This window comes from Congzhengia minquanensis, assembly GCF_014384785.1.
Classification (GTDB): domain Bacteria; phylum Bacillota; class Clostridia; order UBA1381; family UBA9506; genus Congzhengia; species Congzhengia minquanensis.
In genome coordinates, this window is the sequence record NZ_JACRSU010000001.1 from 435,839 (window position 1) to 462,194 (window position 26,356).

Consider the following 26,356-nt stretch of genomic DNA (forward strand, 5'->3'; position numbering starts at 1 on the left):
CAACCAGTCCGTTCCAAAACATGGCTTTCACCGTGTCTGCCCCCTCTGTCCGGAATTCTGCGGCGCACTAATGTCCGTTTTTGTATATGCAGTTAATTGCGCGTTCTCCATGCAAATGCTGACAAGCTCATTACCTATTTTATTTCAAAACATAGTTTGCAAGGGGACTTTGGCTTTTTGCGAGTTCCTCTGCAATGGTGCGCGCAATCAGATTTGCGCCGTCTTCATTTACATGCGTCCAGTCCCCGTAGGTGGCCGCTTTATTCTTCATATCATCTGATATAGGATATTCTTTAAACCGCTCCATTGCCTCGGGGGATAAAAAATATTGTTTGTAGCTTTCTGCGCCCTTTTCTTCTGTTTCCTTGCCCAAAGCTTCGTCATAATAATAAATTTTGCGCAGCACGGCATTGATATCCAGGCACACAGCATTGTTTTGCGCCGCAACATCTTTAATATAACCGGACCATTTTGTGAGGTTATCCTGCGCTGCCAGCTTGCCCGTTTTTGGGTTATTGGGAGTAATCGTGGTAAAAATTACATTTGCTCCAGCCTCTTTTGCCTCGGTGCACAGCAGGTTCAAATATTTATGATAGGCTTCTTCTTTTGTTAACTCTGTATCATATGTTGGTGTGCGGTAAAAGTCATTTAACCCAAATGCAATAAATACGTAGTCGCCTTTTTGAATCCCTTTCTTGACGTTTGCCCACTTGTCGTGGTAAAATGTTTCTGCAGTTCTTCCCCCTTGAGCATGGTTTATTACAGTTCCTGCTTTATTTAAATAATTACCAATATAATATCCCCAACCCTGCTGCGGATATGACCCTGTTCCATAGTTGACACAGAGAGAATCGCCTAGCAGGTGCACTGTTGTGGGCAACGGAACTGTATTATCCACAATCACGGGTTTACTAATCGGTTTTAAGCTGTCCAATTCGTTCCAAAGCATTATCTTAACCGTATCTGCGTCGGAAATATCCAGCGTTTTCATTTCAGCTTCTGCTTTTACACTTGCTGTAAGATTTAATTCCTGCGTTTCAACGCCTGACAGTCTGCCGTTTTCATATGCGGCAAACACTACGCTTGCCTTTGTGTCGTATGAGGAATATGCCCTTGCGGTTTGGGTTAGCCTGTCAAAATAGAGCGCTCCCCAGTCGCCAGAAGGCTCGTTGGCCTCAACGGTAACTGGCTTGCCCACGGTGTTTTGCACATCAATGGGTGTCAGCTCAAACACAAGCTTTTTGCCAACTGCACTTTCCGGAATTTTAAAGCTTTCGTCAGCAGAAAAGCTGCCCACAGAAGTATAAATTCCGTTTTCATATTCACAAAGCGCCTTTACAAGCACGCTGTCTTTTTCTGCCGGGCCGGAGTAGTCATACGATACCGTAACGCTGTTTCCCGGAACCGCTTCCCCGTAAACTGCAACATTTGATAGGACGGGCATTGTTTTATCAACACGCTCCAGCTTCATGTCGTCTATAAAAAAGCTTGTTTCTGTGCCGTTTCCGTCCACATCAAAAGAGAGGAACGGAAGACGCGGCACTACATTTTCAGCAGGTGCGCTGAGCCCTTCTTTTAAGGGGAAGGTGTTGTCGTAGTAGCATTCGTAATACTGCCACTCATCAGATATTTTCCACTCCTGGTTATTTTTAATCTCGTCTGTATAGTCTGCGTCATCATACACCGCACCGCTTCCAACAATATACTGATAATCCGGCACATCATAGCTTTCGCTGTCGCCGCCGGGCGCCGGCACCTCTCTGCTGAGCACAAGCGTCAGCGGTTTTTCTGCACCAAGGCCGTTTCCTTTTGCCCAGAACGAAAGCCTGTAAGATGCATCTGTTTCCAGTCCCAAGCCCTGAAAAGCCGTTCCGCCGTTGCTTGTTACAGTAACCTTCATGCTGTGTGCCCCGTCACTTTCCGGGCGGACGTCGCTGCTGTGTTCAATTGCTGCATTTTGTCCATTCCAGCCAAGCACCTGATAACTCGTCTGATCCACGCTGGCTGTGTTGTTTCTTCTCACACTGCCTTCTCCCAGCTCGAAATCGCCGTTTGAAAGCGCCCCCATATCCATAATTTTGAATGAGTCCGCTGCGAAATCTGAATCTGAACGGTTGTGCTGGTCGTCTCCCGCAAAAATCCTGATGCCGACATTCAGCGGCTGGTCTACAAATGTTTTATATTCATGCAGGTAGTAAAATTCAACCTTTTTCCATTCTCCCACTGTGAGAATATCTTTCATTGTATAGCCCGGATAGTTTGTGTTGTAACCGTTTGTATCCGGAATCCTGTTATTTCCAAAAATCAGGAACCATACGCCGCCGGTGGTTGTCTCCTTGGCTGTTCTGATTATTTTAGCATAAAATGACACTTTATATAAATGGTTGGTTTGAAGACGCATTGACTGCGAAACATTACCAAACACGCTGCTGTCTTTCGGCGTAATTTTTACAAACCCCTCAGAACCGTCTGGTGCGGGGTCGGCAGCATCCTTAACAATCTCTGCAGGCCCGTCGAACGACCACCCGCTGGTGTTATTGTTAAATTCGCTGTTGGTAATGATGTTTCCATCATCTTTCTCTCCTGCTCCCGGAGAAATGACATTATAAGAAATGTCGTCAATATAATAGCGGAGCGTGCTGTCGCTGGGGTTTACTAAATCTTTTGTCCCGCCGTTTTGCCCCATTCTAATTGATATATGGGAGATATTTTGAATTTCAGATGTTTTTCCTGTGGGGTTTCCGCTTTCCACGCCGTTATAGCCTACCGTCGGGAAGCAGGTCATCTGTCCGTCCCAAATCTCCTGGGTTGAAACATAAACCCATTCTCCGGCTTTCAGTCCTGCGGGGTTCACAGAAATTTGCTTCCATGCCGCAACATCCTTTGTTTCCGGCAGACTTTCATCGTCAGACGTTCTGTGAACGGTAACCATGCCGTAAAGAATAAAGCTCATTGCATCTGTTTTTATTTCCGTGTCGAGTTTCACCCAAGCAGAAAAATTTAATAAGTTTCCCACTTTCGGCATCACAGACGTATTTGCACTTAAATCGCTGTTGCTTTCTGCGCTAATTTCCACATAGCCTGCGCCGGCGCTACCGTTCACGCCGCCATTTACCTGTGTTAACGTGGTTGCATTGCCGCCATAAATGCTTCCGTCACTCAGACTTTTTTCAAAGTCTTCAAACACATATGGGTATGTATCAAACGGTTTGTCCGCCTGAACCGGCATCATGCAAAGACCAAGCAACATTGATAGTGCCAATGTTACCGATAATAATTTTTTCATAAATTCTCCTCCTTATTTAATAGAATATATCCCTATTTAGTTTCATTATAATCAACTTTTACCAAAATTACAAGTGTTTATTCAAACATATTTATAAAAACTGCGCAAAAACTGAAGCTGAAATCACGGTGAGCAACCCGCAGATTACAATGGAAAGACTGCTCATCGCACCTTCCACTTCGCCTATTTCAATCGCTTTAGCCGTTCCTGCCGCGTGGGACGACGCGCCGATGGCAATCCCTATTGCCACCGGCTCTGTAATACGAAACAATTTGCATACCGTTTCTGCTATCATGTTCCCGAACACGCCTGTCACCGTGATAACCGCGGCTGTTAGCGCCACAATTCCGCCCAGTTCTTCCGACTGACCCATACCGATTGCCGTGGTAATAGATTTCGGAAGCAACGTAACATAAAGCTCGTGGCCAAACCGGAACAGGCAGGCAAAGGCAAAAATCGTCACCATGCTGGTGATAACGCCGGTAACAATTCCCACAATCACAGCCTTTGCATTGTGCTTTAGCACAGAAAGCTGTTCGTAAAGGGGAATAGCAAGACAGACCGTTGCAGGGGTGAGCAGATAATTTAAATATTTCGCACCGTTATCATAGTTTGCATAGTCAATATCAAACACCAGCAGCACCACGATGATTACTGCAATGGAAACAAAAATGGGATTAAAAATAGCAAGCTTAAATTTCCGCTTTAAAACCAGTCCCAATTCATAGGCCAAAATGCTTACCACCACGCCGAAAAACGCGGAATTACATAACGATTCCTTCATTTTTGGTTTCCTCCTTTTGTTTAGAAAAACGGATAACCGCCTGGGTTGCGCGGCCAGAAGCCGCCATAACTGCCACCGTTGAAACAAGCACCGTTACTGTAACAGGCACAATCACAGGCCGGAGCACGCCCCATGTATCAATCAGGCCTACGGCGGCGGGCACAAATAAAAGGGGCATAATGTCTAATAAAAACTTTCCCGTTTCTTTCACTGCATGAAGCGGAATCAATTTTGTCATAAGGCCAGTCAGCATCAGCACCAGCCCATAAATACTGGCGGGAACCGGCAGAGGAATCACTGCGTTTAAAAGCTCTCCTAAAAGTGTTACACTTAAAATAATTCCAAACTGTTTGATGTATTTCATGAATTCATTTCTCCTGATGTAAAAATAGCCCCGCTTAGTGTTCAAGCGGGGCTAACGTTTTATTATTTAACCAATATTGTTTGCCTTATCGTTGCAGGCTTTAATTGCTTCCATCACTGCCGAACGGAATCCCCGTTTTTCAAGCTCTGCCACTGCCTCAATGGTGGTACCCTTTGGCGAGCAGACCATGTCCTTCAACTCGCCCGGGTGCTTTCCGCTTTCCAGTACCATTTTCGCCGAGCCTAAAACCGACTGTGCCGCCAGCCGGTAGGCTGCGTCACGGGCCAGTCCATCCCGCACGCCTGCGTCTGCCATGGCCTCGATAAACATATACACATAGGCCGGGCTGCTTCCGCTTACGCCTGTTACGGTGTTAATCATGGTCTCCGGCATCACCTCGGTCGTTCCAACAGAATTAAAAATGTCTACCACAGCGGAAAATTCCGCTTGATCAACATTGTTGTCACACTGGGCCACCACCGTCATTCCCTCCAGAACCAACGCGGGAGTGTTGGGCATTACACGAACAACTTTTGTCCTGCTTCCCAGCGTCTGTTTGATTGTGTCAATTGTTACGCCTGCCGCAATGGACACAAACACCTTGCCCTCAACCTCTTTTTTATCCATACCTGCAATCTCTTCCAGCACCTTCGGCAAAATAAACGGCTTTACCGCCAAAATGATGTAATCGCCGAAAAAAGCGTCCCGATTGTTGGTGCTGGTTTTTATTTCCCTGTCATATTTCGCCAGCACAGCTTCGTTTTTGTCGCACACGCAAATTTCGTCCTTTGAGCACAGGCCGGAGGCAATCACCCCGCCTGTAATGGCGCCGGCCATGTTTCCGCCGCCGATAAACCCAATTTTCATATTTTTTTCGTCCTTTCTAAAATCACACGCTGAGTTCGGCTTTTGCGCCTAACACATCTTGAAAACGCTCTAAAACAGGCGAAACATAATCTCGGATAAATTCCTCCGTCTGTGAAGGCGCTCGTCCGATATAAAGCTCCGGCTTTAAAATGCTGTGGATTTCGTCCCTGTCCATATGGAAACTGCTGTCAGCACAAATTCTGTCCAGCAAATCGTTGGGCTTGCCCTCCTCTTTCACCACGCGGGCCGCCGCCATGGAATGCACGCGGATTTTTTCATGCAATTCCTGCCGGTCGCCACCCTTTTTCACCGCCTGCATCATAATATTTTCTGTGGCCATGAACGGAAGCTCCTCCATAATACGCTTATGAATGACGTTTTCATAAACCACCATACCGTCGGTAACGTTTAAATAAATAGACAAAATTGCGTCCACCGCCAAAAATGCCTCCGGAACGCTGATGCGCTTATTGGCAGAATCGTCCAGCGTGCGCTCGAACCACTGGGTAGATGCGGTTATAGCCGGGTTTAAGCTGTTTACAATTACATATCGCGCCAGGGAAGAAATACGCTCGGAGCGCATGGGGTTCCGTTTATATGCCATGGCAGAGGAACCAATCTGGCTCTTTTCAAATGGCTCTTCCATCTCCTTTAAGTGCTGCAAAAGCCTTAAATCGTTACTGAATTTATATGCGCTCTGGGCTATGCCGGACAAAATGGAAAGCACCTGACTGTCCAGCTTTCTGGAATAGGTCTGTCCTGAAACGGGGAACACGGCGGAAAAACCCATTTTTTCCGCAATCCTTTTGTCGGCCTGTCTTACCTTTTCCTCATCGCCGTCAAACAGTTCCAAAAAGCTGGCTTGGGTTCCTGTCGTACCTTTTGAACCCAACAGCTTCGCCTTGCTAATTTGATGCTCCAAATCCTCCAAATCCATCATCAAATCCTGAATCCACAGGGTTGCGCGTTTTCCCACGGTAGTGAGCTGTGCCGGCTGGAAGTGGGTAAAGCCTAGGGTAGGTATGTCCTTATATTGTAACGCAAAGTCTGCCAGCACATGAATCACGTTCACTAATTTTGTGCGGATTAGCTTCAATGCCTCGGTCATGACAATAATGTCTGTGTTGTCCCCCACATAGCACGACGTGGCGCCTAAATGGATAATTCCCCTTGCTTTGGGACACTGCTGACCGTAGGCATAAACATGCGACATTACGTCGTGGCGCACTTCCTTTTCCCGTGCCCGTGCAACGTCGTAATTAATATCGTCTTTATGCTCAATCAATTCTGCAATTTGCTCGTCAGAAATTGGAAGTCCCAGCTCCTGCTCCGTTTGCGCTAAAGCTATCCACAGCTTTCTCCAGGTTTTAAATTTGGTGTCGTCCGAAAAAAGCTCCTGCATTTCGCGGCTGGCATACCGCACACACAGGGGGCTTTGATATGTATCTGTTGTCATGTTTTATCTCCTGTATAATTTTAGATTAATATTCAATTTGGGAACCGGAGAACCGGTTCCCAAAATTGTATTTTAAATTACGTCAAAATTGTCTGGGTCGTCAGACAACACTTCCTCCAAATCCGGCTCCGGTCCATCAAAACTGTCTGTCGGCTGGGGTTCGCCGTTTTCCTCCGGCGCATGCTTTGTGCGCCTCGGTTTTGGCGCTTTCGGCTCTTTTTCTAAAAACACGCTGTCTACAAACACGTTGACTTTGTTTACAGAAATATCGGTCATGGTTTCAACATTCTTTTTTACGGCTTCCTGAATTGCATAAGAAATTTCAGGAATATTCATGCCGTAATCAATATTAATGTGAACGTCAATGTCCACTTCCTTTGCCTCGTCATTCAAATAAATGCGGACACCGCGCTGGGCAGGCTTTTTCACCAGCTTGTCAACAAACCCTTCCGCCGCAGAAGCCGCTAAGTGAATTCCCTTTATGTCATTAAGCGCCTGGGCCGCAATAATTAAAACAACTTCGTTTGCAATTTTAATAGCGCCCGGGTTTTCTTCGGTTTCAAATGTAATATCTTTTTCAGCCATCTTCGGTACCTCCTAAATAATTTTTCGCACAGAAAGATATATCGTAGTATTATATCATAAGCGCAAGCCGCTTATCGGCTTGCTACACACCGATACAATAAAAACATCGGAAAGAAAACACATGTGTTTTCTTTCATTTACTGTTTTTATTATATCACCAATTCGTAAAAAAAACAACTTTTTTTTCGATTAATTGGGTTTTATCTCAACAATTTTTACCTGGTCTGCGCGGCAGGCGCCGCTGTTTGCCACAAGGTCGGTGATAACTGCTGCATCAATTTCGTTTAAGCCGTTGGTCTGTACCGCCACAGATGTTACGTTCTCGCCCATAAACACTACACAGTCTCCATAACCCTTCGCTTTAATCATGTTTTCCGCCGCAACTTCACTTTCTGTGAATTTAGAAAGCTGCTCAATTTGCTTTTGTGCATTGTCTTTCGATTCTTTGTCCGCCCCGGAGGAGTTTAAAACGCCGGTAAGCATTTCGATGGACTCGCTTCTCTTTTTCTCCCGTTCCATTTTCGCGTTGGTGAAATAGTCCGCGCCAACTGCTGCATTGTTGTTTTTGCCCTCATCTTCTTTTTTGTTTTCCTCTGTTTCCGTTGAATTTACCATTTTTGCTTCACCCAGCTTTTTTGAGGCCTCGGTGTACATAACCGATACGTCCGGGTCGGCCTCGCCCTTTCTTATGGTCATGTTCAAATATCCAGCAATGCCAATTAAAAGAATTAAAGAAACAGCGGCAACCTGCCGTTTCCTTAACACAAGCATTTTGTTCTTTTTGTTTTTTTCGTTTGCTGTGCGCTGGTTCGTTCTTGTTGTTCTTTCCTTTTTCGGTTTAAAAAATTTCATTGTCCTATCTCCCATCTTTACATTTTTTGCTTCATTATATTCAGAAAGAAAAATTATTTTCTTTCCAGCACTTCAATCCTGTGCGCTTTCACTCCCAAAACGGCGCGAACCGCGTTTAAAAGTTCGTTTTTCGTCTCTGCATCCTTTGCGCCTGTTGCGATGACCAGCACGCCGGAAACAGCGGGCCTGCTTTTTTTGAGAACCACCGGCGATTCTCCTCCGCCGGCATCGTTTTTTAACACATAAGTCTTTTCGTCTGTGTTTTGTTTGGCCTCGCCTTCAATCTGGCTGGCCGACTTTTCATCTGCCGCAAAAATGGTCTGTCCGTCATCCTCCAGCGTGACCATAACCTCCACATTCCCAGCTCCCTTAACAGAGGAAAGAATAGATTTGAGCTGTTTTTCAATTTCTTCTTTATATGCCGTGCCGCTTATCTGCTGCTCCACCACCTCTTTTTTCTCTTTTGTGCCTCCGCTTGGGAGCATCATCAGCCCTATCCCTACTATAAATATGATGACAAGTATCTTAGTATTCATAATTTGTCCGAAAAATTTCTTAAGGTCGCTTATGCTCTTCATCACTGTTCCACCACCTTGTCCTGGGAAATATCAATATACTCTGCCACAATCTTTGCAAAATCGGCAGAATACGGCGAAAGCCCAACCCGAGCAACCCCCGTAATTTCGCCGGTCTCGTCTGTTTTCCCCTCCACCGTAACCTGAAAGGAACGCCCGGTTTCGGTTTTTAGCTTTTCTGCAATGCGGACGGAGAGCGTTTTTTCAAATTCGTCCATTAAATAGCTTGCCCCTTTGACTGAGAGCTCCTGGGTTTCTATGTCAGACAGCTGCAAATTCAGCGTGCCGGAAAGTTTAAAAAGCGGTGAAACCACAATGGCAATAACAATCAGCCCCGCCGCAAAACCAGCATATTTTCCCGCGCCATCCCTGGGTAATATGCCACAGACGAGCGACACGCAAATCACCGCCGCAATCACCATTTTTAAATAATCTGCCATTAGAGCGCACCTCCCCCAAACCGACAAAGCATGGCCAGGCTGATAACGAACATAACGCTCACCGCCAAAATAACGCCGCAAATCCTGACTAAACTTCCGCCAACTTCATCAATTACATGAGACACCCGTTTTTCTGCCGTCACCGCACACAGGCAGGCTGCCAGCTTATAAGAAAGCGCCACGGCGCACACGTTAATCAGCGGGCTTAAACACACATAGCCAACGCCAATGATACCGCTTATCCCCAATGCGCTTTTAATCGCCCGGGCGCTTGTGCCCACCATTTCCAATGAATCTGACAGGGCACCGCCCACCACGGGAACAAAGCTTCCCACCGCGTATTTCACCGTTTTTCCCGCCACTGTGTCAAAGGCTCCGGCAGCCTGGGACTGAATTGCAATCACTGCGCCATATAAGGTTAAAAGCAATCCCGTTCCCCACTTTAAGCAGGATTTTAACAACCCCGTAACACCTTTTAAATAGGGCGTGTCACCCAGGCAATCCACCACACTCAGCGCTGTTATCACCGCAACTAAGGGCAAAATAGTCTCTTTGCAGATATGAATAAACACCTGCATGGCGCCGAACACCACGCCGCAGGCCGCGGTCTGTGCTGCCTGGCCCGTTGCAGCCGCGGCGGTTGCCACCGAGGGCATGAGCGCCTGCACAAACAAAAACAGCGTGTCAATGGTTTCCTCCGCCGCGGACATAGAAAATATAAAAATTTTTAAGCTCATCAGCGACACCACTGCCACACAGCAAATTGTGCCAATCTCATTTTTGCCGCCGCACAGGCTGGCCGCTATTCCTGATATAATGCCTGCAGCCACCATTTTGATAATGACGGAAGTGTTTTCTTTGATCTTACCAAACAGAAGCGATGCTAATTTATCGGCAAGCCCCGAAAAGGTGAACCCGCTTTTTCCGTCTAAAACATCCCGCGCTGTGTCAGACACGCTGTAGCCCGGCACATTGTTCCTATTTTCCGCTTCTTCTATCAGTCCGTCGACCCCTGCTGCCTGCACAATATATGGTAGATATAATATAAGGAAGAAACTAAGTATTGAAATCACTTTTTTCATTGGAAAACCATTCCTTTCCGTACCGTTTTTCGTATGTTTAATTCGGTAGAATAGACAAAAGGGTTTGAAACAATGCTCCAATCACCGGCAGGCAAAGCCCCATGCAAACCACCTTTCCCGTCATCACAACAGCGGTGGACGCAGCAGATAACCCCGCATCTTTTAAAATGTCGCTTCCAAGCCATGTGAGGCACGCAATTCCCGTAATTTTCAGCACGCTGTCAATATACATATCCTTGCCGCCTGCCGCCTGATAAATAGACTTTGCATAAACCGTAATGCGTTCAAGCTCCGGAAGTGCAAAGAAAAACACGGCCGATGCGGTAATGATAGACAGCGCTGTGCCCAAAAACGGCTTATATTCCTTTAATACCTGGGAAAGAAAGGCTCCTAAAATGGCCAAAACCACAATTTTTACCACGTCCAATGCGTTCACCCCGCTTAAAGGTCAAAAATGGTTTTCACCGTGTTGAACAGATAGTCAATCTGCTGAATGACCATTAAAAGCACCACCACAAGCCCGGCAAGTGTTGTGAGCATTGCCTGCTCCTCCCTGCCCGCGCGAATGAGTACCTGATTCAGCACGCTGATTAAAATGCCAATGGCCGCAATTTTAAAGATAAGGTCAATTCCCATTTGCCTTCCTCCTTTCAGATGAACAGTATCAAAACAGCCAAGCCTGCGCCAATGCCGAGAGTAAAAATTAGCTTTCTGTTTTTTGCGTAGTTTTCTCCTTCGTCCGCAATCTCGCGGTCTAAGCTTTCTAAGGTTTTATCGATGTTTTCTATTTCAATTTCCCGGGACATTTTGCCTGCCCGCTGGGAAAAGTCTGTCATGGTCTTGTCCGCGGCCGGGCTTAAAAAAGGGGTTTGTGCAAATTCCTCTCTGACTGCCGCCCACGCCTGTCCAAAATCCAACGTTTCGTTATCGCTAAGATTTTGAGAAACGGCTTTAAAAAAATCTTTCATATCGCCTAAAAGAGATTCCGAAATCTCCCCCGCTGTTTCAGAAAGCTCTTTTGCCGAAAAAGAGATTTCACTTTTCATCATTGACAGCGCCTTTTTCATCTGTTTCAAATTGTGATATTTTTGTTTCAACTCATCTGCTTTTAAATAGGAAAACATAAAACAGGCAAACAAAATCATTGCAATTCCCAAAGCTTTAAACACTGCTGCACCTCCGCTTTTCCGTTGTTTCTTCCCAGCAGTATGGCGGTTTCAAACAGCTTCATAAGCTGCCTCTTTTTTGCAAGCGCCTCGTCTATGGAATAGCCGTGCATGCTGGTAATAATTTTACAGCCGCCCTTAAGCAGCTCGCCCACCGCCGCCGCGTCTGCCTCCGTGCCGATTTCGTCTGTGATGATAACGTCCGGCGAAAGCGAGCGGAGCGCATGAGTAATGCCCTCAGGTTTGGGAAAACCGTCTAACACGTCGGTCTGCTCTCCCACGTCAAACTGCGGCACGCCCTGGCCGCAGGCAGCAAGTTCAGAACGCTCGTCCACAATTACCACCTTAAACCGCGATGAAAGCTGTCGGGCGCAGTCCCGGAGCACTGTGGTTTTGCCTACGCCGGGCGGTGAAATGATAATACTGTTATATATGCGGTTTCCCGCACAAATATGCTTCATGCACCCATCGGCGCTGTGGGGGAATTCCCTGGCCAAACGAATGTTTAAACCGGAGAAGAAACCAATGTTAATCACCTTGCCGCCCTCAGCCACCGCCCTGCCGCTGATGCCAATTCTGTGCCCGCCCCGAATGGTAATAAACCCGCCTTTGATCTCCTCCTGATAGGCATAAACAGAGCTTCTGCAAAACGCGCCGACCATTCGGGCAATATCTTCCTGGCTTGCCGCCAGGGCCTGTTCTCTTGCGTCTGTCTCCCCGCCCTCTTTACGAAGAAAGCTTGTCCTGTCGCCGTAATACAGCATAACGGGCCGGTCTGCACGAAACCTTATTTCCTGAAGATTGTGAAAGCTGCATGCATTTAACGCCGTTTTATATTCCGGAATCATTTTTGATAGAATTTCTGAACGGACTTTGTCCATAAAATCACCGCCTTTTTTTCATTTCATTCTATTCGGACAGATGCAAATAAAGAACTGTTTTTCAAAGAAAATATACTTTTTTAATTCCTTAATCTGGTATTTATTTACATATATTTCTATTTTGTAAAGCTAAAAACAAACAAAAGTCAAACTTTGTTCAAAAAATCGTAAAATCTCTTGAAAGCCGTTTGCTGACAGCTTTACAACGATTTATTCCATATTCTTACAAATATTTTTTTAATGAATTCTGTTTAATTCCGCATAATTGTTTGACAAATGAGCAAAAATATTCTATAATAGGCAATGCCGCAGACAGGATTTAATACTTTTGTAACATTATCGTTAAATTCAGGAGGTTTTTATGGGTAACAAAAAAGGATCTATTTTTACGAATGAAAAATTTTCATTCCGTGGTCCTTCCAAACGTTTCATTGCGATTATTTCCATCGTCGCAGCTTCGATTTTGTTCTACGGTTTTACTCCATCGGCTGATGAAGAATCACCACTTACATCAGTGACTATTGTTGACGGTGAAAATTATTTCGAGGTTGAAACAAAGGGCCAGACTGTTGGCGACGCGCTTTGCGTTGCAGACATTACTCTGGGAGAAAACGACTCGGTGTCGAAAGATTTGGGCGCCGAAATTAAAGACGGTGAAACCATTACGGTAAACCGCGGGAAACTGATTTTCCTAAACACTTCAGGCACAACATTTGAAATCCGCACCAACGCCGCTACAGTCGGCGATGCGCTCATATCCGACGGGTTCCAGGTGGGGAAATATGACGAGGTGGTGCCCGATGTGAACACCCCAACGGCCGACGGCATGACGGTGAGCGTCACAAGGGTTTACGTTGAGGTGTATGAAGTTAACGAGGAAATTCCCTTTACAGAAAAAACAATTACAAATGATGAAAAGGAAGCCGGATATAAAAATGTGATACAGGAAGGAAAGCCGGGCACATTGGTCCGCACCTTCAAAAAGGTTTCCAAAGACGGAGCAGGCGTAACGGCTACACTGATTGGTGAAAGTGTCGCATCACAGCCTGTTGAGCAGATAATTGAAATTGGCACAAAACAGGTTTCAGAACCTGCCCAGCCGCCAGCCGGCACGAATACAGGCGCAAATCCGTCTGTGACGCTGACGCCGGGCAAAACTGCCGACGGCGTGCCATTTGCGGCAATCCCCACAATGGCACAGAACAACACCAAAACCACAACCAGCGGAAACACCGCGGTAACGGCTTATGGAACGTTCACCTTTTCAAAAGTGATAAATGCAAAAGCAACAGCCTATGAGGGTTCAAGCGCCTCAAACGGCAAATGGGCCGGAAAAACAGCAACGGGACGCGCGCCTGTGTTTGGCGTAGTAGCGGTTGACCCCAGCGTTATTCCCTTAAACTCAAAGCTGTATATTGAATCGAGCGACGGCGGAAAATCCTGGATTTATGGATTTGCAGTAGCAGGAGACACCGGCGGCGCCATAAAGGGAAACAAAATTGATTTATGTTACAATACATTAGACCAGTGTTATCAGTTTGGAAGACGGGACGCAGTTGTCTATGTTTTAAACTGATTAAAAAAAAACAGGTGTAAGGCTTCTCGCCTTGCACCTGTTTTTTATCTTCAAAGGGTAATAACAAGTTTCCCAATGTTTTCGTTTGCGGCCATCATGGCATGTGCCTCATCCGTTTGCTCCACCGAAAACGTTTTATAAATTTCAGGCCGGAGTGCGCCGGACACAAAGTGGGGGAACACTTCTTCCGTCAGTCTTTTTAATATTTCCGCTTTCATTTCCGGCGTGCGAGACCGAAGCGTGCTTCCAATGAGCCGCAGTCCCTTTTTATAAACGGTTTTCAAATCAAGCTCTGTCACATCGCCGCCTAAGGTGGCAATGTCAATCCAACGGCCATACCGCGCCATGCGTCCGAAGCATTTTCCCATGTCCGGGCCGCCCACGCAGTCTAACACTAAATCGATTTCCTGTTGGGAAAAAACGGTTTCAATGTCTGTCGTTTTGGTGTTTACAATCAGATCCGCGCCAAATTTTTTAATTTTTTCTGCCTTTTCGTCGCTCCGCACGGTAGCAATTACCTTTGCGCCCCACAGCTTTGCAAGCTGTGTTGCCGCAATGCCCACTCCGCTTCCCCCGGCAAACACCAAAAATGTTTCGCCCTTTTTTAAGTTTCCCTCATAAAACAAATTTAAATAAGCTGTGGCATAGCATTCCGGAATTGCCGCGGCCTCGGCAAAGGAAAACCCGTCGGGAATGGGCATCACCATGCCGCTCTGCACTGCGGAAAACTCGGCATATCCGCCGCCGCCTAAAAGAGCGCAGACCCTGTCCCCCACATTAAAATTCGATGCTTTCTTTGCTGTTTCACCTATTTCGGCAATAGTTCCGGCAATTTCCAGTCCCATCCACGGGGGGCACCCCGGCGGAGAGGGATAGTCGCCGTTTCTCTGCATTAAGTCTGCGCGGTTTAACGAAAATGCTTTTGTTTCAATTAAAACCTCGTCCGCTTTTGGAACGGGCCGATCTACCTCAGTCCAAACAAGATTTTTTTGCTCGTCTGTCAGCATTGCTTTCATCAATTTAACCCCCGTTTCTTTAAATAAGCGTCCATGCGCTCGTTAATATTATAATGCACCATGCCCGACCAATCAAAATCCCGCGGCAGGGCGGAAAGCTCCATTTTTAAGCCATCATAAAGAGGCATAAAATCCGCCTGTTTTAAGCCTGTGACGTTTAAAATTTTGCGGTTGTCAATCACCCTGTCAAACAGCCTGTCATATGAAAGCTGCCATTTGGCATGCCGGTCTCCCTCTGCAATTACGTTAATATATGTGTCTGCGTCAACGGTAATATAATTCAGTCCGCCGATTTTTTCATAATACCCCGCAATTTCTTTCCAGGTGTGATGTTCGGCGGTGGAAACGGTGAAAATGCCGCGGTAAGCATCTTTGTTTAAAACCAGACGCGCAAGCATTTTTGCCACGTCACCGGCCCATGTCATGGTACCCTGCACCGGCATGGCTTCCTGCGGCAAAATCAATGTTTTGCCGCAAAGCATGCGGTGCACTACCACTGCCGCCTCTAGGGTAACAAGCTGAAACCGCCGTTTTGAATAGGTGATGGCCGGGCGCACAGTCGTCCAGTTTAAGTACCCGGACTGCATTAAAATATCTTCCTCCCGGGCTTTGTACAGCGCATAGTCCTCTGTTGCAAGAAATTCCTTATCGTCTGATACATCCAAAAGCCGCGGTGAAGTTTCTGAAATGGGCGTTTGCCCGGCATACACCCGGTAGGAAGAAAAGAATATGTAGTGATCTGTGTTCTCTAAAAACAACTGATACCTCTTACGGAATTCCTCCGTACCATAAATCATAAAATCTACAACGGCGTCATACTCCGCTTTTAAAAGCCGGCGCAGCGTGTCTTCGTCCTTTGCATTACAATTCGTGTAGGAAAGGCGCAGATTATCCCGGGGCAGGCTTTCAAAGCCGTCTAACGCCGCTACGTGTACCTGATAGCCCATAGAAAGCAGCTCCGGCACCAAATAAACTCCCATCGCGCCTGTGCCGCCCAATATCAGCACTTTTTTATCTTTTTCTGTCATGCTTCTTCCTCCTTTATGCCGCACACTTCCGCAATCAAACGGAACAGTCCCAGCTCGTAATCGTAAGAATAATCATTTTCCTGCTCACCGCGGATTTGGGCCGCAAAAGGCAACAGCATCACATCATACCGCTCGATTGGGCCAAAGGTCTTCACTTCTCCAAATGCATTCCAGTTTTCTTTTCCATTTTGCTTTCGCGTAACCACCCGCATGTCGGTGTACATTTTTCCGTCTTTAAAGTATTCTAAAGGCTTAATTTCTACGCTGCCCTCCGTGCCCGTCACCACAAGCTGTCGGCGCATAAAGCCGCCGAACTCCGCCGCGCTGGTTTTAAAAAACGACGGGCCTGTGTCATATTCAAACACCGCAAAGCCATAGTCTTTTGACTGCACGCCCGAAATTCCCGTGCTTGTGTTCATGGGGATAATTTTGTTCGGCTTTCCCTGAATGCGGTAAATCAAATCAATCAGGTGGCAGCCCAAAAAGTAAGTCATTCCGCCTTGAAAATTGCCCAGCCAGGCGCGTACCCGATCTGTGTGGTCGCAGTCCATGTGGGCCTCAACACAGGTAACCTTTCCTATCTCACCCTGTTTTATCATGTCAAGCAGGGCAATGACGGCAGGATTTTTGCGGTACATATATCCAAAGTTTAACACAAGGTTTTGTTCTTTTGCAAGGGCAATTAACCGGGCAAAATCGGAAACCGATTCTCCGCCCGGTTTGTCCATAAAGATGTGCAGGCCCCGCTTTGCCGCCGCTATTGCATATTTTGTCAAATCAGCCTCATAACTTTCAATGGCAACCGCCTCCAGGCCGGGATAGGCAAGCAGCTCCTCGAAAGACAAAATGGGAATTTTTCCAAACTCCTTTTGAAGCTCTGCAAAGCCCCGGCGAAAGTCCTCCGCCGGAATTTGTCCCTTGTCCATCTCCTCTTTTGTCTCATAGTCGGGACAAAGCCCCACAAATTCAAAAACCTCGCTGTGGGTTAAAATGCTTTTAAAATTTGAAAGGCCGTGCGCATGCAATATTCCCAGCACGGCAATCTTAATCCGTTTCATACATAGTCCTCCTTTAAAGCCTCGACCAGTCGAACTGCACGCCGATTGGAAAGTCTTTGTCAAAGGCAAGGCGGCGGAACACCTCCGGCGCTTCTTGCGGGGAATGGATTTCATGAATCATTTTCTTTAAGTCAATCCGTTTTCCTGCGGCCAGCTGAAAAATAGCCCCAATTTCGTCGGGATAGGCCCAGTAGTTGGGATGCGACTCCCGCTCCGGCCGGGCGTTGGTGTGCGCGCCGATGAGCGTTATGCCGGGGTAGTGAATTTTGCGGTAGTAGTCAATGGTAAAGTCAGAGTTGCGCGTGCAGCCCAAAAGGGAAATCCGGCCAAAACGGGCCATACAGTCTAACGCCTGGTCTAATCCTTTGCCCAGACCTGTCACCTCAATGGCAACGTTTGCGCCGCCGCCTGTTAAACGCTTTACGGTGTCGGCAAAGTCAGGCTGTGTGGGGTCTAAGGCAAAATCTGCACCCAGCAAAAGCGCAAACTCCCGCCGGGAGGCAACCGGGTCTGCTGCGATTACGGGAACAAGCCCCGCCGTCCGCGCAAACTGCACGGCAAACAGTCCCAAAATTCCCAATCCCATAACCAGGGCCGACTCCCCTATCTCCGGTTTCACTTTCCGCAGGGCCGCCAAAGGAAAGGTGGCAATCACCGCCAGTGAGGCCTCAGAAAGAGAAATTTCCTCCTGTCTGATTGGAATTGCCCGTTCTTCCGGCAGCACACAAAAACTGCTGTGGGTGCCAAACGCTGCCGCCACCCTGTCGCCGGGTTTTACTTTTGTCACGCCCGGCCCCGTCTTAATAACCGTGCCGGCGCCGCTGTAACCCAAATACCTTGGAAAATGGGGCGTGGTGTCTGTTCGCTTTTCTGAAGCGTTAACGTTTAAATTTCCCGTTAAATTGGCTTTTTCCGTTCCGGCGCTAATAGTGGTAAATGCCATTTCGATGAGCACCTCATTTTTCTCTGGTTCCCGTATTTCGCTTTCTAATAATTCCGCCGTATTTTTTGCCGTGAATACAATCTGTTTGGTTTTCATGTTCCTCCTCCTTTTCACTTTTTGTCTATTATACTCCATTGACGGTGCCGAAACAATGTGTTATACTATCAAAAAAGAACAGTATTCTACTGCCAGGAGGCGGTCTGCCTTGGAACGGATTTCTTATATCAACCATTTTAAAATTGTAAAATTTGAATTTTTAAACCATCACGCGGCAGGCGTGCTACAGGACTTTGAACGGCCCTGCATTGGATACATTTTAAAAGGCGAGGCAGAGTTTTTATACAGGGGCAAAACACTGCACGCAAAGCGCGGCGATCTGATTTACATTGCCAGAGGCACAAAGTATTATTCCGTGTGGAGCGGATTTCCCGAAATTGAGTTTTACTCTGTGGACTTTCGCTTTGCTAACGCCTCGGACAAGAGCGAATATCAGTTTCAAATTTTAAAAAACTATCCTTTAAACGGTTTAGACCAGGTGTTTCAGCGCTTTTGCGCTGCGCCAATGGAGGGGCTGGGCCTGTTTTACCTCTATCTTGAAACGCTTTACCTCCACCTGAAAAAAGAGGACGTGCCCGCAGGCATTAACGACATTCAGCCCGCCATTGACTATTTGGAATTAAACTATACAAAAAAGGTTTATGTAAAAGAGCTTGCCAGGCTTTGCGGGCTCAGCGAGTCACGGTTTTTCGTTTTATTTAAGGCGGCCGCCGGGTGTACGCCAATTGATTATAAGAACAATATTTTAATTCAGCACGCAACGGAGCTGCTTTCAGAAACAAGAAAAACAATTGAACAAATCAGCGATGAGCTGGGCTTTTCCTCCGCGTCTTATTTCAGAACCCTGTTTAAATCGGTTACGGGCAAAAATCCCAAAGATGTGCGCAGATAAGTTTTGGGTTGAAAAAACTTTTGATTTATGGTATGATAGAAAAGACAGATTAAAATTTATAAATGGGAGTATGATTGTTTAAAATGGCTGCAAAAAAGAAAAATAACGCAAAAAAGCCAGTTTCCAATAAAAAAAACACCGGCAATGCGGTTTCCAGTGCAAAAGCTGAGGAGTTTATTTCGCTGTTTACTTTGGTTGGCGGCATTTTGCTGGGCGTGTTTTTATATTTTCCCGAGGGGTTTGTAGGCTCGTTTATCAAAGACATTGCCACCGGTCTGTTTGGCTGGCCGGTTTACCTTGCGCCGGTTCTGCTCATTGTGAACGGAATACATAAAGCCGCGCGCAAAAACTATGAACTGCACAAATCGAAATATATTGTCATAGCGTCGGGACTTGGCGTTTTGTCCGTGCTGACGCATATTTTTGCTGTAAAAAAAGAAAACCCGTTTTCCTTTTCTAACATGCTGGTGAATTATGGTCAGGGAGGAGACGGAATTGGCGGCGGGCTTTTGGGCGGATTTATTGCCGATCTTCTGCGCACATTAATCGGACAAGTTGCCTCAGCAATTGTGGCGATTACCGCCGTGCTGGTTGTTACAATGATTTTGGTGGACTGGTCGCCTGTGAAAATGCTACTTCGAGCCATTGTGAAAACCTACGCCAAAACAAATAACGCCCGAATTACCGTAAAAAACTATGCCGAGTCTGAACGGGAAAAACGGAAGACCGCCGCTTCAGAATCTGATATGCCGGAAGGCGACGCAGAATTTGTAAACTTTTCCGACGAGGAACTGGGGATAAAGGGTACACACGTTGCAAAGGTTAAGAAGAAAAAGAAAAAAGGCGGCGCTGATGCTGTTCAGCCAGAAGCCGCTGCGGGCGAAAACCAGAACGAAGCGGATTTAGAACCCCTTGAAACAGAAGAAATTGCCGGAATTGACGATATTATTGAACAGGCGGTGCCTGCTCAGGACAACACTTTGGCGGAGAAAACACCCCCAGAAATTCCGGTTGCAGCGCAAGAGGCACAGGCTTCGGTTACAGCTCCCGCACCGCAAGCTGAAAACCAAGGCGCTAAAATTGTGGACGCACCGGAAAAGCTTACAGGAATGGAAGACGTGTCGGAAGAAATGGAAGACGTGTTTGAACGCATTCCTTACACTTTCCCCTCTGTTTCGCTGTTAAACAGCGTAAAAGCCACCGGCGACGACCTAAATTCTCGAACAGAGCTGCGCGAAACGGCACAAAAATTAATCGCCACCTTAAAGAGCTTTAACGTAGAAGCAAAGCTATTAAACGTAAGCAAAGGCCCTGCCGTAACAAGATATGAACTGGTTTTGGGCGAGGGAATTAAGGTGAGCAAGGTGGTGGGGCTGGCAAACGATTTGGCGTTGCGCCTTGCCGCGCCCAGCGTTCGGATTGAGCCCGTTCCGGGCAAGGAAGCCATTGGCATTGAAATTCCCAACAAATCCGTCAGCGTGGTGCACATTAAAGAGGTGTTGGACTCTGACGAGTTTAGAAATTTCAAATCCACCCTGGCCTTTGCCATGGGAAAAGACATTTCGGGCAAAAACATCGTGTTCGATTTAAGCCGCATGCCCCATGTGCTGATTGCCGGCTCCACCGGCTCGGGCAAAAGCGTTTGCATTAACACGCTGATTACCAGCTTAATTTATAAGGCAGACCCCAACGACGTAAAGCTGTTAATGGTGGACCCCAAGGTGGTGGAATTGGGAATTTATAATGGCATTCCCCACCTGTTAATTCCGGTTGTAACCGAGCCCCGGCGCGCTTCCGGCGCCCTTTACTGGGCAGTACAGGAAATGCTTCGGCGGTATTCTTTATTTGCAGACAACAACGTCCGTGATATTAAAGGCTACAACAAAATGGTTACCGTAGCCGGCAGTGAAAACACACTGCCACACATTGTAATCATCATCGACGAGCTTGCAGACCTTATGATGGTTGCGCCCAACGAGGTGGAAGACTCTATCTGCCGCCTGGCGCAGATGGCCCGCGCCGCTGGCATGCATTTGGTGATTGCCACCCAGCGTCCTTCCGTTGACGTCATCACAGGTTTGATTAAAGCGAACGTTCCCTCGCGGATTGCCTTTGCCGTGTCGTCCCACATCGACAGCCGCACCATTTTAGACTCCAGCGGCGCAGAAAAGCTTTTGGGCCGCGGCGACATGCTGTTTAAGCCTGTGGGCGCTTCTAAGCCGCTCCGTATTCAGGGCGCATTTATCGACGACAAGGAAGTAGAACGGGTGGTTGAGTTTATCAAAGGCGATTCGGAAGCGAAATATGACGAAGATATAATAGAAAAAATTGACGCCGGCAAGCCGGTGAACATTACAGACGAAATGGCAGACCCCAGCGACAACGACGAACTTTTGCCAAAGGCCATTGAAATTGCGGTAGAAGCGGGCAAAATTTCGGCCTCACACCTGCAAAGGCGCTTAAAGGTTGGCTTTTCACGGGCTTCGCGCATGATTGACCAAATGCAGGAGCGCGGCATTGTTGGCCCGCCGGACGGCAGCAAGCCCCGCGAGGTGTTAATCAGCAAAGAGGACTATTTGGAAATGTCCATGCAATAAGGAAAAAAACATGATATATGCAGACAAGGGTTTTTTACCCGTTTCAAAAGAAGATATGGACTATTTGGGCTGGGACGAGCTGGACTTTTTATACATCTGCGGCGACGCATATGTTGACCACCCAAGCTTTGGCCACGCAATCATCACCCGGGTGTTAACCGCAAACGGTTATCGGGTAGGTATTTCTGCACAGCCGGACATCCGCACAAAAAGTTCCATCACCTTAATGGGAACGCCCCGTTTAGGCGTATTAATCAGTGCCGGGAACATGGATTCCATGGTGAACCACTATTCCGTTTCCAAGAAACGGCGGCAGACCGACTCCTTTTCCCCCGGTGGAAAAATGGGCCTCCGGCCCGACCGTGCCACCATTGTTTACAGCAATTTGGCCCGCCGCACCTTTGGCAGAATTCCCATTTTAATCGGCGGTATTGAGGCAAGCCTCCGCCGTTTTGCCCATTACGATTATTGGCAGGACGGGGTGCGCGCTTCTGTTCTGGCAGACTCCGGCGCAGACATTTTACTGTACGGCATGGGGGAACACTCCATCGTAGAGCTAGCCCGCGCCTTGGATCACGGTGCAGACGTGCATAGCCTTCACAACGTTCGCGGAACCTGCTACATGGCAAAGGACATTGCCCATTTAAAAGAATATGTGGAAATTCCCTCTTTTGAAACGGTGAAGGAGGACAAATATCAATATGCTTTGGCAGACAAGCTTTGTGTGGCAGAGCAAGATCCCATCCGGGGAAAAACCGTGGTGCAAAGGCACGCAGAACGCTTCTTGGTTCAGAATCCGCCCACCTTGCCCCTGTCTCAAAAGGAGCTGGACGCGGTTTATGAGCTGCCATATAAAAGAACCTACCATCCCATGTATGAAGCCATGGGCAAAATTCCGGCTATTGAGGAAGTGCAGTTTAGCTTAAGCTCTGTTCGCGGGTGCTTTGGCGCCTGTAACTTTTGCGCCCTCACCTTTCACCAGGGTCGGATTGTTCAGGCCAGAAGCAACCGCTCTTTGGAAAAAGAGGCGGACGAGCTGATTAATACCCCGGCATTTAAAGGTTATATTCACGACGTTGGCGGCCCCACTGCAAACTTTAAGCACCCAGCCTGTGAAAAGCAGCTTACGCACGGCGCATGCCGGGAAAAGCAGTGTTTATATCCTAAGCCATGCAAGAACATAAACGCCGACCACAGCGAATATTTGGCCCTTTTGCGTACCCTTCGCAAGAAAGAGGGCGTGAAAAAGGTGTTTGTGCGCTCGGGAATTCGGTTTGACTATTTGCTTGAGGATAAAAACGACGAATTTTTCACAGAACTAGTAAAGCACCACGTCAGCGGCCAGCTTAAGGTTGCGCCGGAGCACGTTTCGCAAAATGTGCTAAAATATATGGGAAAGCCCAGACGAGAAGTTTACGATAAATTTTCAGAAAAGTTTTATGCGATTAATAAAAAGCTGAAAAAAGAACAATATTTAGTGCCCTACCTCATGTCCAGCCATCCGGGCAGCACGCTTTCCGACGCGGTGGAACTGGCGGTTTATTTAAAGGAGCACAATTTAAATCCTCAGCAGGTGCAGGACTTTTACCCCACGCCGGGTACCGTTTCCACCTGCATGTTCTACACGGGGATTGACCCGAGAACCATGAAGCCCGTTTATGTGGCAAAAAGCCCAGAGGAAAAAGCCATGCAGCGCGCGCTTTTGCAGTTTAAAAATCCGACAAACTTTTCACTGGTGGCCGCCGCTTTAAAAAAGGCGGGGCGGGAGGATTTAATTGGATTTGGCAGGCAGTGCCTGATACAGCCAAAATATAACACAACAGGAGGAAAACAAAAACATGTCAGCAAAAATACTGGACGGAAAAGCCGTATCGCAAAGAATCAAAACCGAACTGAAGGCCGAGGTGGAAAAGCTAAAGCAAACCGGAATAAAACCGGCTCTGGCGGTGGTAATCGTCGGAGATGACCCAGCTTCCAAAATATATGTCAGAAACAAAAAGTTAGCCTGCGAGTTCTGCGGAATTAAATCCCTTGAGTTTGCGCTTCCTGCGGAGACAACTCAGAAAGAGCTGCTCGCTTTAATAGAACGCTTAAACAATGACAATACTATAAGCGGAATACTCTGCCAGCTTCCCCTGCCGGAGGGCTTAGACGAGGAAGCGGTGATTAACGCAATTTCACCTGCAAAGGACGTAGATGCGTTTCACCCCTCAAACGTAGGAAAGATTATGATTGGCAATTTCGATTTTCTTCCCTGCACGCCGGCCGGCGTAATGGAATTAATTGCGGAAAGCGGCATTGACGTATCCGGCAAAAAATGTGTTGTCGTGGGCAGAAGCAACATTGTTGGAAAACCCATGTCTATGCTTTTGCTGCACAAAAACGGCACGGTTACCATTTGCCACTCCCGCACAAAGGATTTGGCTAAGGAGTGCCGGGAGGCAGACATTTTAGTTGCCGCAGTGGGTGTGCCGGAATTAATCCGCGGCGATTGTGTGAAAGAGGGCGCTGTGGTGATTGACGTTGGAATGAACCGCTTAGAAAACAAAAAGCTGGTAGGCGACGTGGCGTTTTCAGAGGCCGCAGAAAAAGCAGCCGCAATTACACCGGTTCCCGGCGGCGTTGGTCCCATGACCATTGCAATGCTCATGAAAAACACAGTGAAAGCAGCGGTTTTGAACAGCACAGGAAAAAACTAACAGGAGGAAGTTAATGTCCGAGTGTATTATCGACGTATCTGATGTGAATGTCGGTCTTCTTTTCGGAGACTTTGACGCGAATATAAAACTGATTGAAAAGGAACTGGGCGTTGTTGTTTCTGCCCGGGGCGGAAGCTTAAAAATTACGGGGGATGACGGAACCGTGGCCCTGGGCCAGCGTGTTTTAATGAGTCTTGCCGAGGCAGTGAAGCGCGGTGAGATGTTAAACGAGCAAAAAATTATGTATGCCATTACCTTGGCCATTGAAGGTGAGGAAAGCAAGCTTACCCAGGTGAGCGCAGACTGTGTGTGCGTCACCGCAAAGGGCAAGCCCATAAAAAGCAAAACCCTGGGCCAGAAACAGTATATTGAGGCCATGAACCAAAACACCATTGTGTTTGGAATTGGCCCGGCGGGAACAGGAAAAACCTATCTTGCCGTGGCAAAAGCGGTTGCGGCGTTCCGCAAAAAAGAAGTGAGCAGAATTATTATTACCCGTCCCGCTGTGGAGGCAGGTGAAAAACTGGGATTTCTGCCCGGCGATTTGCAGAACAAGGTGGATCCCTATCTACGCCCCCTGCACGACGCGCTTTATGATATGATTGGTGTGGAAAGCTACAACAACTATGTGGAGAAAGGCGCCATTGAGGTTGCGCCGTTAGCTTATATGCGCGGCCGCACGCTGGACAACGCCTATATCATTTTAGACGAGGCGCAGAACACCACGCCGGAACAAATGAAAATGTTTTTAACCAGAATTGGGTTTGGTTCGAAAGCTATTATCACCGGCGACGTGACGCAGATTGATCTGCCGGACGGCAAGCGCTCGGGGCTGGTAGAGGCTTCAAAAATTTTGGCCGGCATTGATGACATAGCGTTTTGCGCCTTTTCCCACAAAGATGTGGTGCGTCATCCGCTGGTAATGAAAATTATTCAGGCATATGAAAAGCACGACAACCTGCTTGCCGCGCGGAACAAACGAAAAACACAGAAGGGCGGAAAATAAACAATGGTGCGTCTGATTTGGGACAACGAACAGGAATTTATTGATATAACCGACGATTTGATTAAAACGCTGACGGCGTGCATGGAGCAAACGTTAGCATTTGAAACCTTTGACAAAGATGCAGAAGTCAGCTTAACATTCACCGACAACAGCGGAATAAAGGAGAGAAACCAGATCGCCCGGGGCATTGACAAGCCTACAGACGTGCTCTCTTTTCCCATGCTCGACTATGAGGCGGACGGCACCTTGGAAATTTGCGACGAGGATTTGTCGGAAGGCGCGGTTGTGCTGGGCGACATTTTAATTTCCATGGAAAGGGCAGTTTCACAGTCGGAAGAATATGGTCATTCTTTAAAGCGTGAGCTTTGCTTTTTAACGGTGCACTCCATGCTGCACCTGTTGGGCTATGACCATGAACGCAGCCAAAAGGAAGAAGCGCTGATGTTTGAAAAGCAGGACGAAATTTTAAACCAGCTTGGCATTACGCGGTGATTTGCATAAACGGTTTTCAAAACACGCCCGAAAGGAGTATATCCATATGAACACAAAAAAATATTATTTTCTGCCGTTTTTAGATAACCTGCTGGCGGTGCTTGTCAGCCTTTTGTTCACCATGTTTTTTGGCTCCTGGTTTCAAAACAAAATATTTGGCATTGCCATGGGCGTAATTATGACGCTGGTGATGTGCGGTTTTATTTATTCGAGAATGTGGAAGCTGAGCCGAAAAAACACCCGCTATGGCTACGGCCTAAAACAGTCTGACGGTGTAAAGTTTATTCTGCCGCTGGCCATTTTCAGCCTGGCGCTGATTTTATTTTTCTTTTTGGCACAGACAAACGTAATTCCGCTAAAAGACATTGTTTTAAAAACGTATTACACCTTTCCCGACAACCAGCCCCGAGTTCCGGTGCATATTTCTCCTTTCGACTATGTAACGGTGTTTACTCGGTTTTGGTTTTCTTACTTGTTAGGGTTTTCGCAAAATACACATGTGTGGCTTTTAGCGCTCTCCCCTGTGCTGGCGCTTCTGTCCGGCTGGCTGGGATTTAAGCTCGGTGCGGAAAACAAAGAGGTTTTGGATAAATATGCAAAAGCATCAGACAAAATCAAGAAAAAATTTAACGAATAGGGTAAATAAAAAAAGTG

26 protein-coding genes are annotated in these 26,356 nt (G+C 47.2%); 8 read left to right on the forward strand and 18 right to left on the reverse strand.

What is annotated here, in order from left to right; all coding sequences use genetic code 11:
* Window positions 1–139 precede the first annotated feature (139 nt).
* The 14 genes from H8698_RS02060 to H8698_RS02125 form a co-directional block, all read right to left on the reverse strand.
* Window positions 140–3,286: a GDSL-type esterase/lipase family protein gene (locus tag H8698_RS02060; RefSeq protein WP_249310967.1), complete on the reverse strand. Its 3,147-nt coding sequence runs from the start codon at window positions 3,284–3,286 to the stop codon at window positions 140–142.
* Between the two features lie 91 nt (window positions 3,287–3,377).
* The gene (locus H8698_RS02065) at window positions 3,378–4,070 is read right to left on the reverse strand and encodes an LrgB family protein (RefSeq protein ID WP_249310968.1); all 693 of its coding nucleotides are present in this window, start codon (window positions 4,068–4,070) and stop codon (window positions 3,378–3,380) included.
* Complete coding sequence (locus H8698_RS02070) at window positions 4,051–4,434, reverse strand: CidA/LrgA family protein (RefSeq protein WP_249310969.1); 384 nt, start codon at window positions 4,432–4,434, stop codon at window positions 4,051–4,053. Before H8698_RS02070 ends, H8698_RS02065 begins: the two co-directional genes overlap by 20 nt.
* A 66-nt stretch (window positions 4,435–4,500) precedes the next feature.
* Complete coding sequence (gene proC, locus H8698_RS02075) at window positions 4,501–5,301, reverse strand: pyrroline-5-carboxylate reductase (protein WP_249310970.1); 801 nt, start codon at window positions 5,299–5,301, stop codon at window positions 4,501–4,503.
* A 22-nt stretch (window positions 5,302–5,323) separates the two neighbouring features.
* Complete coding sequence (gene purB / locus H8698_RS02080) at window positions 5,324–6,757, reverse strand: adenylosuccinate lyase (protein ID WP_249310971.1); 1,434 nt, start codon at window positions 6,755–6,757, stop codon at window positions 5,324–5,326.
* Window positions 6,758–6,829: 72 nt separating this feature from the next.
* Entirely contained in the window at window positions 6,830–7,342 is a 513-nt protein-coding gene (locus H8698_RS02085; protein ID WP_249310972.1) for an Asp23/Gls24 family envelope stress response protein, read from the reverse strand.
* Between the two features lie 189 nt (window positions 7,343–7,531).
* Window positions 7,532–8,194, reverse strand: coding sequence for a SpoIIIAH-like family protein (locus H8698_RS02090; RefSeq protein WP_177680422.1), 663 nt, complete (start codon window positions 8,192–8,194; stop codon window positions 7,532–7,534).
* Window positions 8,195–8,247: 53 nt separating this feature from the next.
* Window positions 8,248–8,772 carry a hypothetical protein gene (locus H8698_RS02095; RefSeq protein WP_249310973.1) on the reverse strand — a complete coding sequence of 175 codons (525 nt, stop codon included), beginning with the start codon at window positions 8,770–8,772 and terminating at the stop codon, window positions 8,248–8,250.
* Window positions 8,772–9,209: a stage III sporulation protein AF gene (locus tag H8698_RS02100; RefSeq protein ID WP_249310974.1), complete on the reverse strand. Its 438-nt coding sequence runs from the start codon at window positions 9,207–9,209 to the stop codon at window positions 8,772–8,774. Before H8698_RS02100 ends, H8698_RS02095 begins: the two co-directional genes overlap by 1 nt.
* Entirely contained in the window at window positions 9,209–10,291 is a 1,083-nt protein-coding gene (locus H8698_RS02105; RefSeq protein WP_249310975.1) for a stage III sporulation protein AE, read from the reverse strand. The genes H8698_RS02100 and H8698_RS02105 overlap by 1 nt, the downstream gene beginning before the upstream one ends.
* A 37-nt stretch (window positions 10,292–10,328) precedes the next feature.
* The gene (locus tag H8698_RS02110) at window positions 10,329–10,712 is read right to left on the reverse strand and encodes a SpoIIIAC/SpoIIIAD family protein (RefSeq protein WP_249311503.1); all 384 of its coding nucleotides are present in this window, start codon (window positions 10,710–10,712) and stop codon (window positions 10,329–10,331) included.
* Between the two features lie 20 nt (window positions 10,713–10,732).
* The gene (gene spoIIIAC / locus H8698_RS02115; protein WP_177679893.1) at window positions 10,733–10,927 is read right to left on the reverse strand and encodes a stage III sporulation protein AC; all 195 of its coding nucleotides are present in this window, start codon (window positions 10,925–10,927) and stop codon (window positions 10,733–10,735) included.
* A gap of 14 nt (window positions 10,928–10,941) precedes the next feature.
* Window positions 10,942–11,460 carry a stage III sporulation protein AB gene (locus tag H8698_RS02120; protein ID WP_249310976.1) on the reverse strand — a complete coding sequence of 173 codons (519 nt, stop codon included), beginning with the start codon at window positions 11,458–11,460 and terminating at the stop codon, window positions 10,942–10,944.
* Entirely contained in the window at window positions 11,433–12,338 is a 906-nt protein-coding gene (locus tag H8698_RS02125) for a stage III sporulation protein AA (protein ID WP_177679895.1), read from the reverse strand. Before H8698_RS02125 ends, H8698_RS02120 begins: the two co-directional genes overlap by 28 nt.
* Before the next feature lie 361 nt (window positions 12,339–12,699).
* On the opposite strand from H8698_RS02125, the gene H8698_RS13245 reads away from it, so the two are divergent.
* A complete protein-coding gene (locus H8698_RS13245) occupies window positions 12,700–13,914 on the forward strand; it encodes a 3D domain-containing protein (RefSeq protein ID WP_283245356.1) in 1,215 nt (404 codons plus the stop codon).
* Between the two features lie 50 nt (window positions 13,915–13,964).
* On the opposite strand, the gene H8698_RS02140 is transcribed toward H8698_RS13245, so the two are convergent.
* The 4 genes from H8698_RS02140 to H8698_RS02155 are packed head-to-tail and all read right to left on the reverse strand — an operon-like array spanning window position 13,965 to window position 18,055.
* Window positions 13,965–14,930, reverse strand: coding sequence for an NAD(P)H-quinone oxidoreductase (locus H8698_RS02140; protein ID WP_249310977.1), 966 nt, complete (start codon window positions 14,928–14,930; stop codon window positions 13,965–13,967).
* Window positions 14,930–15,958 (reverse strand): NAD-dependent epimerase/dehydratase family protein, encoded by a 1,029-nt coding sequence (locus tag H8698_RS02145; RefSeq protein ID WP_249310978.1) that lies wholly within the window; start codon window positions 15,956–15,958, stop codon window positions 14,930–14,932. The genes H8698_RS02140 and H8698_RS02145 overlap by 1 nt, the downstream gene beginning before the upstream one ends.
* A complete protein-coding gene (locus tag H8698_RS02150) occupies window positions 15,955–17,016 on the reverse strand; it encodes a Gfo/Idh/MocA family protein (protein WP_249310979.1) in 1,062 nt (353 codons plus the stop codon). The genes H8698_RS02145 and H8698_RS02150 overlap by 4 nt, the downstream gene beginning before the upstream one ends.
* 13 nt (window positions 17,017–17,029) lie before the next feature.
* Window positions 17,030–18,055, reverse strand: a complete 1,026-nt coding sequence (locus tag H8698_RS02155; protein WP_249310980.1) for a zinc-dependent alcohol dehydrogenase — start codon at window positions 18,053–18,055, stop codon at window positions 17,030–17,032.
* Between the two features lie 109 nt (window positions 18,056–18,164).
* On the opposite strand from H8698_RS02155, the gene H8698_RS02160 reads away from it, so the two are divergent.
* The 7 genes from H8698_RS02160 to H8698_RS02190 all read left to right on the forward strand — a co-directional run bounded on the left by H8698_RS02160 (window position 18,165) and on the right by H8698_RS02190 (window position 26,339).
* On the forward strand, window positions 18,165–18,908 hold the full coding sequence (locus H8698_RS02160; protein WP_249310981.1) for a helix-turn-helix domain-containing protein: 744 nt from the start codon (window positions 18,165–18,167) through the stop codon (window positions 18,906–18,908).
* Window positions 18,909–18,991: 83 nt separating this feature from the next.
* Window positions 18,992–21,505, forward strand: coding sequence for an FtsK/SpoIIIE family DNA translocase (locus H8698_RS02165; RefSeq protein WP_249310982.1), 2,514 nt, complete (start codon window positions 18,992–18,994; stop codon window positions 21,503–21,505).
* Between the two features lie 10 nt (window positions 21,506–21,515).
* Window positions 21,516–23,471 (forward strand): YgiQ family radical SAM protein, encoded by a 1,956-nt coding sequence (locus H8698_RS02170; protein WP_249310983.1) that lies wholly within the window; start codon window positions 21,516–21,518, stop codon window positions 23,469–23,471.
* Window positions 23,398–24,204, forward strand: coding sequence for a bifunctional methylenetetrahydrofolate dehydrogenase/methenyltetrahydrofolate cyclohydrolase FolD (gene folD / locus H8698_RS02175; RefSeq protein WP_249311504.1), 807 nt, complete (start codon window positions 23,398–23,400; stop codon window positions 24,202–24,204). Before H8698_RS02170 ends, folD begins: the two co-directional genes overlap by 74 nt.
* A 13-nt stretch (window positions 24,205–24,217) precedes the next feature.
* Window positions 24,218–25,210, forward strand: a complete 993-nt coding sequence (locus tag H8698_RS02180; RefSeq protein WP_249310984.1) for a PhoH family protein — start codon at window positions 24,218–24,220, stop codon at window positions 25,208–25,210.
* 3 nt (window positions 25,211–25,213) lie between these two features.
* Entirely contained in the window at window positions 25,214–25,702 is a 489-nt protein-coding gene (gene ybeY, locus H8698_RS02185; RefSeq protein WP_249310985.1) for an rRNA maturation RNase YbeY, read from the forward strand.
* Window positions 25,703–25,748: 46 nt separating this feature from the next.
* The gene (locus H8698_RS02190) at window positions 25,749–26,339 is read left to right on the forward strand and encodes a hypothetical protein (RefSeq protein ID WP_249310986.1); all 591 of its coding nucleotides are present in this window, start codon (window positions 25,749–25,751) and stop codon (window positions 26,337–26,339) included.
* Window positions 26,340–26,356 lie beyond the last annotated feature (17 nt).